This is a genomic window from Bacillus sp. FSL K6-3200 (assembly GCF_038630485.1).
In the GTDB taxonomy this organism is placed as follows: domain Bacteria; phylum Bacillota; class Bacilli; order Bacillales; family Bacillaceae; genus Bacillus; species Bacillus safensis.
Map to the genome: position 1 here is coordinate 2799381 of NZ_CP152032.1, position 13281 is coordinate 2812661.

Sequence of the window (13281 nt, forward strand, 5' to 3'; positions counted from 1 at the left end):
CATGAAACCAAAAACAATGATGATTCACAGCGGAACAACGGGTGATGAAAGAACAGGCGCCGTGTCTGTTCCTATTTATCAAGTGAGCACTTATAAGCAGCCAAAAGCAGGCGAACATACGGGGTATGAATACTCTAGAACAGCGAATCCAACAAGAACAGCACTGGAAACAGTCATTCGTGATCTTGAAGGAGGAGCAAGCGGCTACGCATTTGGTTCAGGGATGGCAGCCATTACGGCTGTGATGATGCTGTTTAACAGCGGAGATCATATTGTCCTGACAGATGACGTGTACGGCGGAACCTACCGCGTCATCACAAAGGTGCTAAACCGCATTGGCATTCATGCAACCTTTGTTGACACAAGTGATCCTGAAGCAGTGAAAAAAGCCATTTTACCTGAAACAAAAGCCGTTTACATTGAATCACCAACCAATCCTTTACTCAAAATGACGGATTTAAAAGCCATCGGCGAATTGACGAAGGATGCCAACATCTTGATGATTGTCGATAATACATTTTTCACACCGTATTTCCAAAAACCGATTGAATATGGCGCGGACATTGTTCTGCACAGTGCGACTAAATATTTAGGCGGCCATAGTGATGTTGTAGGCGGGCTTGTCGTCACAGCGACGAAAGAGCTTGGAGAAGAACTGCACTTTGTTCAAAACTCGACAGGCGGGATTCTTGGACCTCAGGATTCATGGCTTCTCATGAGAGGGATCAAAACGCTTGGACTAAGAATGGAAGCACATCAACAAAATGCACAGAAAATCGCTGAGTTTTTAGAACAACATTCAGCCGTCACACGTGTTTATTATCCAGGTCTCGGTACTCATCCTGGCCATGAACTTGCGAAAACACAAGCATCAGGCTTCGGCGGCATGATCTCTTTTGATATTGGAAAAGAAGAACATGTCGATGTATTTTTAAGCCAGCTGAAGCTGTTTACGATCGCAGAAAGCCTTGGAGCGGTTGAAAGCTTAATTTCTGTCCCTGCCCGGATGACCCATGCGTCCATTCCAAAAGACCGCCGGGAGGAGCTTGGCATTACAGATGGTTTAATTCGTATTTCGGCCGGAATTGAAGATATCGATGATTTACTGGATGATCTGAAGCAAGGACTAAGCGCGCTGGCGAATGGATAGATTTACATGCCCCTCGCTTTCTCTCACTATGTTAAGCTATGAATAGACATTGATGACGGAAGGTGAAACAAGTGAAGAAAAAGTGGAGTGGTTTAGTGACAGATTACAAGCAGTACGCTTTTATTTTGCTTGCAGTCAGCACCTTTTTATATATTGGTACAATTTTACCGAATCAGCACATCGAAGCATCTCCAAAAATGCTGATGATGGGAATTGATTGTGTTTTCTTATTAGCAGCGTTTGTTTGTGTTAAACGCGCGATTTTCTTTCAAAAGAAACTGCAAGAATTAGATGAAGAATAATTCGAAAGTCTCCTCATGTGCCATGAGGAGGCTTTTTTTCATTGTATTGGACAATCGGACAAGAATAACTGTAGAAATTTAGTCAAAAACACAAAAATCATCTATATTACTAAAAACAGGTTTACAAAATGGTGCTTGCTGGATATACTTACAAAGTAATTAAAAAAAACGTAAAGGAGGCTGAAGAATATGTTATTCGTATCTACTTGTAATCAATTCAACCAACAATTTCATCATGTCATCAGCCTGTGGAAGAGTTCGTGTCCTTCCTTTGCCTTATACGGTGCACGCTTCAAAACTGTTTAAGTAAACGAGGATTTCACACGTATCATCCATTGCAGGTTGGAAGACACTGTCTTTTGATCTGCATTTTTGTGTGCCCGCAGGTCAACTGATAAAGAAGATCTGCGGGCTATTTCGCATGCTGCGAACTGAAGGGAGGTGAGCGTATATGACAATCCATTTATTTTTTATTACTTTGACGATCAAGCGTAAATACAAGGATATTGAGACCGTTCTTTACGAACAAGAAGTCGAAACAATTTATGAAGAAATGAAACAGAAACAACTAAAGTATATGAACTAAAACAAGAAATGAAAAATGTGAAAAGGGGGAGATTGACATGTTTATGATGCTTGCCATGCTTGATTGTTATACGATGGAGAAGGACCAGGTTTAGACACGCTCCACATTGATCACCTGCACATATGATAACCGTAAAAGGAGATTGTGAGGTGATCAATGAATGTCGATGTCACCATATATGAGGTTTCCGTCTGTCGGGCACGGATATGCATCTATTCCGCATTCCTTAAAGCACGGGTACGGTAATCCATACCGCATGCAAAGAGAGCAAGAGGAAATGCTCAGACGTTATATGTATCAGTACCGGACTTATTGGTATTAAAGAAAAGGAGCAGGAAACGTCATGGTTTCCTGCTCCTTTTACGTTAGCAAATCCAGCTTGCACCAATGATGATCAACAAAATGAACAGTACAACAAGCAATGCGAATCCGCCTGCAAAACCGCCACCGTAGCCACCGCAGTAGCCTCCAGAATAACCGCCAAAGCCCATAATCTAGCACCACCTTTATCTAATCAAGATACATTTATAAATTATGCAGCTCATGCAGAAAACGAAATCAATCTGAGCACAAATAATGAAAACGCCTATTCTGGTTAAAAAATTTTCACTTTCTGCGAAACATTTTCTGAAAAGGAGCGTCTTATAAAGGACAAATAAATTAGGACTAGGTCTTAATTTTTGTTAGGTGAGAGCCGATATGAAAAGTAAGAAAATTTGTAAATAGTTTATTTACTGGTGAAAAGCAGGTGTTAACATTGATTCAAAGCTGGATTGGAAAACAGATGAGGGAACCAAAAGGCTTGTTCTCAAAATGGGTTGCCCGCTATATGGAAAAAAATCATCATAATATCAATGAATGGACGCTTCAACTCTTAAATATACAAGAAAATGACCGAATTTTAGAAATTGGGACTGGAAGAGGCATCACCTTATCAAAGGTAGCAGAAAAACTTGACCGCGGAAAAGTATATGGGGTAGATGCCTCTCGTCAAATGATTAAATATGCAAAAAGAAAACATAAGAAACTTGCAGAACAGGACAAAGCCGTTATTACGCTTGGTAAGGCTGAGCAATTACCTTTTGAAGACAGATCATTCAATAAATTATTTACGGTGCAGACGATCTATTACTTGAAGGATATTGAGCAAGTCATGAAGGAAGTGTACCGCGTTCTTCAAGTGGATGGAGAAGTATTTTTATCCTTTCAAAAGCAGGAGCTGATAAAGGAACAAAAACGGTCAACCTCTTTTTCATCGTACAGTGAACAAGAGATCAGCCGCCTGTTTTCAGCGTATCACTTTAGAGAAGTCTCGGTTTATCACTATGATACATACATCTGTATCAAAGCCTTAAAATGATGAAAATATTTCCCAGGTAATGAACAAGCACTCAAAAAAGAGGCTCTTCGTCAGAGGAGCCTCTTTACCTGCAATCGAATATAAAAATAAAAAAGACTCTTCAGATGAAGAGCCTTTTGTATGTGATGTAGGCGCCAGCCAGGTGTGTAAGGAATGATAGTATATATAAGGAATTTGTTTGTCGATTAAGGATACCTGTCTGGCTTATTTCTTATATCGACACCGTTCTGCAAAAGTTTAGCTTTTTTTTCAATATTTTCTTTTTTATTTCACTGGAAGACACATTTTTCTTTCTCCCATAGACATGTACCTCCTTATTTTTCACATAATGTGCTGTTTGAAGAAGGGAATTGCCTTAGAAATAGAGAAAATTGTAGAGACTTCATTTTTAAACAAAAGGGAGGAATGAAATCATGTCGGGAAACAAAGGTGTTGTTTATAAAGGAGCAGGAAAAGTAGCAGTGGAGGATATTGGATACCCTGATTTGGTCTTAAAAGACGGCCCAGGTGTACCTAAAGCCAATGTGGGACGCAAATGTGAGCATGGCGTCATTTTAAAAGTAGTGACGACGAATATTTGCGGAAGTGATCAGCACATGGTGAGAGGGCGTACGACTGCACCTGAGGGGCTTGTCCTTGGTCATGAAATTACAGGTGAAGTCGTTGAAGTTGGACGAGATGTAGAGTTTATTCAAAAAGGGGATCTCGTGTCCGTTCCGTTTAATATTGCATGCGGACGCTGCGTCATGTGTAAAGAACAAAAAACCCATGTGTGCTTAAATGTAAACCCGGACCGTCCAGGCTCTGCCTATGGATATGTAGATATGGGCGGATGGGTTGGAGGCCAATCCGAGTACGTCATGGTTCCATATGCAGATTTTCAGCTGCTTAAATTTCCAGACAAAGATCAAGCGTTGGAAAAAATACTTGATCTCACAATGCTTTCCGATATTTTCCCGACAGGTTTTCATGGTGCTTATACGGCTGGAGGAAAGCCTGGTTCAACCGTTTATATTGCAGGTGCTGGGCCAGTAGGTCTTGCAGCAGCACATTCGGCTCAGCTGCTTGGCGCATCTGCTGTGATTGTTGGAGATCTGAATGAGCAAAGACTGGAGCAGGCAAGAAGCTTTGGCTGCGAGACGATCAATTTACGAAAACACGATCGAATCGGCGAACAAATCACGCAGATTTTAGGGGAGCCAGAAGTCGATTGTGCCGTCGATTGTGTCGGCTTTGAAGCTTCGGGTCATGGAGATCAGGGAGAAGCACCTGCGACCGTTTTAAATACGATTATGGATATTACCAAAGTTGGCGGCAAACTTGGAATTCCAGGGCTTTACGTCACAGAAGATCCAGGAGCAGTGGATGCTGATGCAAAAGTCGGTTCTCTGAAAGTACGAATTGGACTTGGCTGGGCGAAGGCTCATACCTTTGTGACAGGCCAAACCCCTGTTATGCAATATCATCGCAGTCTAATGAAATCCATTTTAAGCGGAAGAGCACAGATCGCCAAAGCCGTCAATGCGACCCTCATTGACCTTGATCAAGCCCCTAAAGGATATAGTGACTTTGATTCGGGTGTGGCGAAGAAATTTGTCATTGACCCGCACGGGATGCTTTCTCGATAAATTTTTAACATGAAAGGAGCCGCTCAATAAAATGGGACGGCTCTTTATTGTGGAAAATCCAATGTATTTGAAAGGGGAGGAATCAGTTGAATTCAGATCAGGCCAAAAGAAGAGTAGTAGAACAATTTGGGAGAAATGCCGAAAAGTATGTGACGAGTCAAACTCACGCAAAGGGAGCAGACCTGGATCTAATTGTTGAATGGGCAGCCCCAGAAGAAAGCTGGGTCGTACTCGATATAGCAACTGGTGGCGGGCATACCGCAAAAGCACTGGCTCCATATGTGAATCAAGTGTTTGCGACAGATTTAACGAAAGCGATGCTTTTGAATACATCACTTCATTTAAAAGCGTATCCACAAATTTTTTATGTAGTAGCGGATGCAGAAAGCCTTCCTTTTTTAGATGGCACATTTGATATGGTCACATGCCGAATTGCAGCACACCATTTCCCGCACCCTGAACAGTTTGCTAAAGAGGTATCTCGTGTATTAAAGTCAAATGGTCTGTTTTGCTTTATTGATAATGTTTCGCCAAATGATGAAGAGCTTGCCCTATTTATCAATCAGCTGGAACGATTGAGAGACCCAAGTCATGTGTCCTGTCTATCTACAGAACAATGGAGGGAATTGTTTTTACAAGAAGGGATAAAAGAAGTAAGATCAATGAAGCGAAAAAAACGTTACCCTTTTCAAGAATGGGTCAAGCGAACAACGAAAACTTTAAAGGAAGAAGAGAACGTTACGAAATACATGTTAGATGCTAACGAGAAAATAAAGCAATATTATAGATTGAACATGACAGAGGATCAAATAGAATCAATAGAGGTGGATGACTGGATCGCACTTTTCAGGAAAGAATAAAAATGTCGATTAAACTTGCTGGAAAAAGCAGGATCAAACATTTGTGAGTGGTGACCCCCTCCTGTGCTGTAATATGACTGAAATTAGTATTTGATCCACACATTTTGATTAAAAAACTTACAAGAACCCCTTGTAAGTTTTTTTTGCGTTTTTTCAACATTTATAAAAGCGTGTACTATTCTCCTGCATTACGTAACATGTTAAAATGAACAGATTGGAAATATTAATATTTAGTAGAATTTTATACCATATATTATGGTTTGATTGGATGGTAAATATTTTTAGGGATTTTATGTGAGAGAACGAAAGGCAGAATAGAGGAGAGAGATAGGTTGCTAAAAGTACAAGACATTAAGAAAAATTATGAGGATCAACAGGTATTAAAAGGGGTAACCTTTCACTTAAAAAAAGGAGAATCATTTGGTCTATTGGGACCAAATGGTGCTGGGAAATCCACATTAATTGGCATCTTGACAGGGCTTATCCGCGCAACAAGCGGCGCTGTAACGGTTGAAGGTTTAGATTTAAACAAAGAAACAAAAAAAGCACAGCAAATGATTGGTATTGTCCCGCAAGAGATCGCTTTATATTTACATTTGACAGCAAAAGAAAATTTAATGTTTTGGGGGAGAATGTACGGACTCAAAGGAAAGGAGCTAAAAAAAAGAGTACAAGAAACACTTCAGTTAATTGGTCTTGAAGATAGAGCAAATGACCAAGTGAAAGTATTCTCTGGGGGAATGAAAAGAAGAGTGAATATCGGATGCTCGATTTTGCATCAACCGAAACTATTAATTATGGATGAACCGACTGTAGGCATAGATCCACAATCAAGAAATCACATATTAGAAACAGTAAAAAAGTTAAATAGTGAAGGGATGACAATTATATATACTAGTCATTACATGGAAGAAGTCGAATATTTATGTGAAAGAATGGCCATTTTGGATCACGGATCGATCCTTGCCATTGGGAATCAACATGAATTAAGTAAGCTTGTTGGCAATCAAAGAGAAATTATTTTTACTATTAAACGTGAACATGGACAGAGCGAAATAGATCGTGTGTGCCAATACATAAATGATGAAGATCCGTTAAAGGAAGTTGTGATTCATGGAAATCAAATTAAAATATTTGATCAACATCCTCAGCAGCTATTAAGTCGTCTCATTCAAGGTGTGACTGCATTAAATGTTCAAATTATTTCAGCAGAAATCGTAGAACCAAACTTAGAAAATGTATTTTTATATTTAACTAGTAAAAAATTGAGGGATTAGGCTGTTTGGAGGTGAGCATATGAGCATTTGGGTTGTACTGAAAGATCTATTATTGTTTTTTAGGGATAAGAAAAGCTTTTTTACACTTTTTTTTATGCCTATCATATTAATTGCTATTTTAGGTGCAGCATTTGGAGATAACATGAAGAAAGATAGTGAAATCAGGATCAATTCATTTCGAGTAGGAATAACAGATCAAGATAAGTCCGCTACAAGTAAAATGTTTCTTTCAACATTGTCTAAGAGTGAACTAAGTGACATATTTGATGTGAAGGTCACCTCGAAAAATCAGCTGGAGAAAGATTTAAATAGTAGAGACATTACAATGGGGATAATCATCAAGCCGAATTTTGAAAAAAGCCTATTGAATCATGATCATGTGCAATTGAATATTTTGAAAGGGCCTAATTCAAATTTACAGGAAATGGTTCTGGAGAATGTAGTTTTGCAATTCTTTCAAAATTATCATATGAATCGTATTCTGGTGCCCTTGAATCAAGGTAAAGAAGTGGAAATCGCGTCTGATCAACTGAAAAAAGAACTTGTGAACGAGAGGAATATTCATATCAACAGCCAGCCGATTACATCCTTCCAATACTACGCAGGCGGGATGGGGGTGCTTTTTTTATTAATGACTGTTGTTTTTCTAGTAGGAAGTATGATAGAGGAAAAAGAGGAAGATGTTTATAAAAGGCTGATTGTATCAAAATTAAGCAATACGAATTACATCGTTGGGAAGTTATTGGGTATTGTTTTGATGAGTATGATTCAACTTGCGGTCATTATTTTATTTACTAGTTTAGTCTTTAAGGTGAACTGGGGAGAGCCTTTTACTGTTGGGATGATCGGATGTAGTTTTATATTAAATGCTGCGGGGTTCGGGGTGCTGATTGGTTCTTTTATCAAAAGAGAAAAAACGTTTAACAGTGTGGGGATTTTAGGCACTCAAGTGTTAGCTGCTTTAGGCGGGAGTATGGTGCCCTTATACTTATTCCCACAATGGGTGATTGATATCAGCTATTTTTTACCTAATTCTCTTGCACTTCAAATGTTTTTGAAAAGTATGGCAGGTGCTGATTTTAGTGAAATTCAAAACGGATTATTACTTAGCTGTGGGATGGGACTAGCCTTCTTCATCATTGCTTTATTAAGAATGTCTTTTGAAAGGAAGCATCGTTATGCATAAAATATTAGCCATTATAACGTTAAAGTTAAAAGAAACATTAAAGTCCCCATTGACCCTCATTTTTTTATTTGTGATGCCAATCGTATTTAGTTTTATCTTTGGTAGTACCGCATCTGATACAAAGAAACCGACAGTTGCTTTTATTCTAGAGCCCAGTCAAGGTAAACTGGATCAAGAAATTTTTCAAATTCTCGAAAAAAACACCAAATTTCTCTGGGTAAAGGCGACTGAAAGCGATGCGAAAGATTTAGTATCTGAAGAAAAGGTCATTGCGTCTGTGAAAGTCGCAAACCCGTTAAAGTCCCATCTGAAAGATAAAGAGATTTTTGATGTGACAGTTTATAAGAAAACTGAGGAATATGCTGTCTTATCTCCCTATTTAAAAGAGACAGCGGCCATCATTTATCAAATCATTCAGGGTGTGAAAGAGCAGAAAAGTGTTTCTCTCACCAATGCTTTAAACAAGTTAAATGAATCTGGCTCCATTTCATTGGTTGAAAAAAATCAAGATGGTGAGGCAAGCCAGCAACCGAATTTAATACCGCTTGGCTTTACTATTATGTTTATGATGTTTGCGATTTCAAGCTCTGTATCATCCATTCATTTAGAGTATAAAGATTATACTTGGCAAAGATTGCTTTCGAGTCCAATTCATAAAATATATGTGCTGCTTGGTTATTTAATGGCTTATTTCCTCCTTGGATGGCTACAACTGGGTGTTCTTTTGACCGTCTTATCTGTGTTCTTTCAAATGTACTTAGGCGACTTGATTCATATTCTTGTGTTTGGATCATTTGTTATAGGGCTAGTCGTGAGTTTAGGTTTTATGATTGCCACTTTATCTCATACAAAAAAGCAAGCTGAAGTATTTAGTGCGATTATCATAGTAGGAACTTGCATGCTAGGCGGTATTTATTGGCCATTAGATATCGTTCCAGACATGATGAAGAAGATCTCGTTGGCTATACCGCAAACATGGATGATGTCTGGTTTTGGTGAGATTATGAGCGGTACTGTCAATCACACTATCTTATTATTAGACATAACAGTTTTAGCTGCTTTTACGATTGTTTTTATGGTGATTGGTTTGAAAAATATCCGATCCTATTAATCTCTTTGTAAGAAATTACTTTTACCTTTTAAAAAGCCTAAATCCCTCTATATAGCTATAGAGGGATTTTGTATACAATCACTCTTCAGTATTTTCTGGAGGCGCGGCAATGAAAGGAATAGAAAAATGCTCATATTACCCGTTTAAAAGGATATAATCCTCTGTTAAATCCACAAATGCCTTTAAAGCAGGGGACATCCATTTGTTTTTATGCCAAAATAGTTGAATCTTCGTTGAGAAACAGGGTTCCATCCAGTTGATTTTGATGATATTGCCTTCTGTTATTTCTTTTTTTACAGAAATTTCAGGAAGTACAGCGATTCCTAAGCCTGCCATTACACATTTTTTTATGGCTTCTACATCTGCTAATTCTAGTTTACTTCTTGGTTTTGCATCTGCCTGTGTTAATGAGTGTTCGAAGGCGTAGCGATAATCACATTCTTCAGTTAACAACAATCGTTGCTCGTTTAAATCAATGGGATATACTTTTTGTTTTTTGCTCAAAGGATTTGTTGGGCAGCATACAATGGCCATCGGTTCATCTTTTAATTCTTTTACAAGTAAATGTGAGGATACTACAGGATTCATGGATAATAAGGCGACATCAATTTGTCCTTCAAGTAATAGAGTTAAGACATCCTTTTCCGCTATTCCTGGGCGGAAGATCAGTTCCACTTTTGGATACTTGGTTTGAAAGTCCGTTAAAATATGAGGAAGCCGGTAGGTACATTGTGTTTCAGATGCACATATTCTCAAAATGCCGCTTGGCTCATTCATCCCACCAACAGCCTCTAATGCTTCCCCTGTTAAGCCTAAAATTTCATCTGTATAATGTTGAAATTGTCTGCCAGCTTCTGTTAAGATCACCCTTTTTCCAAGCCTTTCAAATAGAGGCGTTCCTAGCTCTTCTTCCAATGCCACAATATTTGCTGTGATGCTAGATTGAGCATAACCAAGCATTTGTGCAGTTTTTGTAAAGTTTAATACTTTTGATGCTGTTTGGAACATCATCAGTTGTTTGATTTCCAACTTCAAACCTCCCTAAATCGGATGAGCCGATTGATACAATCAGAAAACTTCTATAGATAGATCATAACATTTTCACTATCATAAAAGTAAGCGCTTGCAATCTTTTGTTATTTCAAATATTCAGATTTACAAAGGGGAGATGGCTTTGTTTGAAGTGATTGTTAATTCAGTGAATGATTTTTTATGGACATATATTTTAGTATTCATGTTAATAGGCATAGGAATCTACTTTACAGTGAGAATGAAATTTATGCAAATTGTCTTACTAAAAGAGATTTTCCGTTCTATTTTTGAAAAAGCACCCAAAACCAAAAAGGGAAGTCATGAAATTTCATCTATGCAAGCTTTTTTTATTGGAGCTGCTACAAGAATTGGTACTGGAAATATGGCAGGCGTTGCGATTGCTATCACTGTTGGTGGTCCTGGAGCTATTTTCTGGATGTGGTTTGCAGCCGTTTTAGGAGGAGCCTCTGCATTTGTCGAAAGTACACTGGCACAAATTTATAAGGTGAGAACAAATGACGGATTTAAAGGAGGCCCTGGTTACTATATTCAAAAGCAATTCGGATTGAAATGGCCAAGTAGGATTTTTGCCTTTTCTGTTATTCTTAGTTTCGGCTTAATTTTTAACGCTGTACAAACGAATACAATTACAAATGCCTTTCAGTATTCATTTGGGATCAGTCCGATTGCCATGGGGCTATTTGTCACAATTTTTACAGCTTGCATTATTTTTGGTGGTGTGAAGCGAATCGCTAATTTTACACAAATCATTGTGCCAATTATGTCGGCATTTTATATCATTTTAGCACTTTATGTGATTGTCACTAATATCGGTGCTGTACCCGCAGCATTAGCAAGTATTATGAAAAGTGCATTTGGATTAGAACAAATCGTTGGAGGCGGCATTGGTGCTGCGATAATGAACGGTGTAAAACGGGGGCTCTTTTCAAATGAAGCAGGAATGGGTAGTGCACCAAACGCTGCTGCTGCCGCCAATGTTACGCATCCAGTAAAACAAGGATTTGTTCAATTGTTAGGTGTATTTTTTGACACATTAGTGGTTTGTAGCTGTACAGCCTTTATTATTATGCTATCGACAGTAGAAACAGCAGGTGAATTATCTGGTATCGAAATTACACAAGCCGCAATGGCACAGCATTTTGGATCTTGGGCTAGTATTTTCTTAGCATTTGCTATATTTACTTTTGCTTTTAGTTCTATTGTAGGAGGCTACTATTATGGTGAAGCCAATATCGGTTTTATCCATAATAGTGTAACAGCGTTATTGACGTATCGAATCATGGTATTATTGATGATCATGTTTGGAGCTGTGGCCAACTTACAAATCGTTTGGACGTTGGCCGACTTGTCGATGGCCATTATGGCAATCGTCAATTTGATTGCAATTGCTATCCTAGGAAAATATGCTTTTGCCGCTTTAGATGATTATATTCAACAAAGGCTGTTAGGCAAAAATCCAGTCTTTTATGCATCTAGCATACCAGGTTTAAAAGAAATAGAGTGGTGGGGAGCAGAAAAACAAACGGCTCACTCAACAAACTTAAATGAAGGAGTAGAAAAATCATGAGGAATTTTGAATATCATTGCCAAACAAACATAATGATGGGGACTGATCAGTCAAAAGAAATTGGATCTATAGTGGAGGATCTTTTATTGCCAGGTGCCAAAGTGATGATTGTGACAGATTCTGGTGTGAGAAACGCAGGGCTCGTTCAGCCTATTGAAGCGTATTTGCAGGAAGCAGGTTATTCTGTATTTGTATTTGATCAAGTATCTCCAAACCCTAGAGATAATGAATGTCTAGCTGGTGCAGAGCTCTTTAGAAAAGAACAAGCATCAGCGGTTATTGCGATTGGTGGCGGAAGTCCAATGGATACGGCGAAAGCAATTGCTTTATTAGGTCCAAATGGCGGCATTCCTGAAGATTATATATCAGGGAAGAAGGCATATGCTAATCTATCTCCACTAATTTGTATTCCAACAACGGCTGGTACTGGCTCTGAGGTAACACGTTCATCTGTCATCACGTTAGCTGCTTCACATAAAAAAATCACATTAAAACATGCCTTGCTTCGGCCAACCATTTCGATTTTAGACCCAGCTCTTACATTAACGGTGCCAAAAAGCATAACAGCCGCAACAGGCGTTGATGCATTGGTACATGCTATTGAAGGCTATTCTTGTAAAGTAACAAATCCTATTTCAAAAGCAATGGGTGCAAGTGCAATGGAGACCATTGTAAAATACTTACCAGCAGCATATGAAGATGGCTCTGATCTAGAAGCAAGATACAAAATGCAAGAAGGTAGTTTACTAGCCGGCTTATGCTTCGGTTCAGCTGATGTCGCGGCCGTTCATTGCTTAGCAGAAGCTCTTGGCAGTCTTTATGATACACCTCATGGTATCGCAAACGCGGTATTTTTGCCTTATGTCATGCAATTCAATGCAGCTGAAAACAAGGTGTTACACGCAGAGCTTGCCAAAATAATGAGCTTTGCAGATAAAACGGATTCAGATGATGTGGCGATTCAAAAATTAATTGATGGCATGTATACTTTTACAAAAAATTTAGGTATTCCAGCACTAAAAGATTTATCTTATGTAAAAGAAGAAGATTTTGAAAAAGTGGCTGAATTAGCAGAACAAAACGGCTCTACATCAAGCAATGTTCGTACCGTTACGAAAGCCGACTACTTAGACATTTTAAAAGCTGCTTTTGATCAATGAATTCCAAAGAAACATCCTCCTATGACACGATCACTTGGAGG

At 38.7% G+C, this 13281-nt stretch carries 13 protein-coding genes and 1 pseudogene; 12 read left to right on the forward strand and 2 right to left on the reverse strand.

Annotated elements, in window-relative coordinates:
• The first annotated feature begins 1 nt into the window (after window position 1).
• The 4 genes from MHI60_RS14240 to MHI60_RS14255 all read left to right on the forward strand — a co-directional run bounded on the left by MHI60_RS14240 (window position 2) and on the right by MHI60_RS14255 (window position 2360).
• Window positions 2–1150, forward strand: a complete 1149-nt coding sequence (locus MHI60_RS14240) for a bifunctional cystathionine gamma-lyase/homocysteine desulfhydrase (protein WP_144484736.1) — start codon at window positions 2–4, stop codon at window positions 1148–1150.
• Window positions 1151–1221: 71 nt separating this feature from the next.
• Window positions 1222–1452, forward strand: a complete 231-nt coding sequence (locus MHI60_RS14245; RefSeq protein ID WP_144484734.1) for a YrhC family protein — start codon at window positions 1222–1224, stop codon at window positions 1450–1452.
• Between the two features lie 451 nt (window positions 1453–1903).
• The gene (locus MHI60_RS14250) at window positions 1904–2038 is read left to right on the forward strand and encodes a YrzI family small protein (protein ID WP_065214597.1); all 135 of its coding nucleotides are present in this window, start codon (window positions 1904–1906) and stop codon (window positions 2036–2038) included.
• A 166-nt stretch (window positions 2039–2204) separates the two neighbouring features.
• On the forward strand, window positions 2205–2360 hold the full coding sequence (locus MHI60_RS14255) for a hypothetical protein (protein WP_223251019.1): 156 nt from the start codon (window positions 2205–2207) through the stop codon (window positions 2358–2360).
• Window positions 2361–2403: 43 nt separating this feature from the next.
• On the opposite strand, the pseudogene MHI60_RS14260 reads toward MHI60_RS14255, so the two are convergent.
• Window positions 2404–2478: pseudogene (locus MHI60_RS14260) on the reverse strand (YjcZ family sporulation protein); the annotation flags it as partial.
• Between the two features lie 317 nt (window positions 2479–2795).
• Between MHI60_RS14260 and MHI60_RS14265 the strand changes: the two are divergent.
• From MHI60_RS14265 to MHI60_RS14290, 6 genes are all read left to right on the forward strand, one after another.
• Window positions 2796–3398, forward strand: a complete 603-nt coding sequence (locus MHI60_RS14265) for a class I SAM-dependent methyltransferase (protein ID WP_144471537.1) — start codon at window positions 2796–2798, stop codon at window positions 3396–3398.
• Window positions 3399–3811: 413 nt separating this feature from the next.
• A complete protein-coding gene (fdhA, locus tag MHI60_RS14270) occupies window positions 3812–5026 on the forward strand; it encodes a formaldehyde dehydrogenase, glutathione-independent (RefSeq protein WP_342502620.1) in 1215 nt (404 codons plus the stop codon).
• 86 nt (window positions 5027–5112) lie between these two features.
• Window positions 5113–5886, forward strand: coding sequence for a class I SAM-dependent methyltransferase (locus MHI60_RS14275; RefSeq protein ID WP_144484730.1), 774 nt, complete (start codon window positions 5113–5115; stop codon window positions 5884–5886).
• Between the two features lie 332 nt (window positions 5887–6218).
• Window positions 6219–7163, forward strand: coding sequence for an ABC transporter ATP-binding protein (locus tag MHI60_RS14280; RefSeq protein ID WP_144484728.1), 945 nt, complete (start codon window positions 6219–6221; stop codon window positions 7161–7163).
• 19 nt (window positions 7164–7182) lie between these two features.
• Complete coding sequence (locus MHI60_RS14285; protein ID WP_144484726.1) at window positions 7183–8349, forward strand: ABC transporter permease; 1167 nt, start codon at window positions 7183–7185, stop codon at window positions 8347–8349.
• Entirely contained in the window at window positions 8342–9460 is a 1119-nt protein-coding gene (locus tag MHI60_RS14290) for an ABC transporter permease (RefSeq protein ID WP_144484724.1), read from the forward strand. Before MHI60_RS14285 ends, MHI60_RS14290 begins: the two co-directional genes overlap by 8 nt.
• Window positions 9461–9595: 135 nt before the next feature.
• Here MHI60_RS14290 and MHI60_RS14295 read toward each other — a convergent pair whose 3' ends face one another.
• Complete coding sequence (locus MHI60_RS14295) at window positions 9596–10489, reverse strand: LysR family transcriptional regulator (protein ID WP_144484722.1); 894 nt, start codon at window positions 10487–10489, stop codon at window positions 9596–9598.
• A gap of 139 nt (window positions 10490–10628) precedes the next feature.
• Here MHI60_RS14295 and MHI60_RS14300 point away from each other — a divergent pair, with 139 nt between their 5' ends.
• Together MHI60_RS14300 and MHI60_RS14305 are read left to right on the forward strand one after the other, a co-directional pair.
• Window positions 10629–12080: an alanine/glycine:cation symporter family protein gene (locus MHI60_RS14300; RefSeq protein ID WP_186437314.1), complete on the forward strand. Its 1452-nt coding sequence runs from the start codon at window positions 10629–10631 to the stop codon at window positions 12078–12080.
• On the forward strand, window positions 12077–13240 hold the full coding sequence (locus MHI60_RS14305) for an iron-containing alcohol dehydrogenase (RefSeq protein ID WP_144471181.1): 1164 nt from the start codon (window positions 12077–12079) through the stop codon (window positions 13238–13240). The genes MHI60_RS14300 and MHI60_RS14305 overlap by 4 nt, the downstream gene beginning before the upstream one ends.
• Window positions 13241–13281: the final 41 nt, after the last annotated feature.